The 619-nt window shown below is 48.0% G+C and carries 1 protein-coding gene; it reads right to left on the reverse strand.

The window, feature by feature from the left end; translation table 11 throughout:
• A partial coding sequence (gene pepT, locus R7P74_RS27405) for a tripeptide aminopeptidase PepT (RefSeq protein WP_318123831.1) occupies positions 1-619 on the reverse strand: 619 nt, incomplete at both ends.

A 619-nucleotide genomic window follows, 5' to 3' on the forward strand; every position in this document is an offset into this window, starting at 1 on the left:
TAGTAACTGTCGGTAATCTTAAGTTCGACAGAACCGTGTTTCAGACCTGCGTTCATTTCATCGACAAGTTTTTGCATCAGCGCCTTACGCTCTTCTAACCCTTCACGGTCAAAATCGCGAATGATGTAACCAAGCTCACTGCGGGCGATACCCAGTTCTCCCGATTTCAGATGGAAGAAACCCTCATACCCTTCGGTAGTTTCAGGGGTTTGGTCTGCTGGCATTTTAACTTGGAATTGCGCCGCTAAATTCATCGCATTGACCATTTTGCCTTTAGCCGTACCTGGATGAACGCTTACGCCATGGAAAATCACATCGGCGCTTGCCGCATTGAAGTTCTCATATTCAAGTTCGCCTTGCGGGCCACCATCGATAGTGTATGCCCATTTCGCGCCAAACTTCTCAACATCAAACAAATCCGCACCACGACCGATTTCTTCATCCGGCGTAAAACCGATACAAATGTCACCATGAGGAATGTCTGGATTCTCAATCAACATCGCGATCGCAGACAAAATTTCTGCGATGCCCGCTTTGTTGTCCGCGCCAAGCAACGTTGTGCCATCGGTGGTAATTAAATTGTGGCCGTGTAAGTTGTGCAAGTCTGGGTACTGAACCG

The organism is Vibrio sp. 2033 (assembly GCF_033339735.1).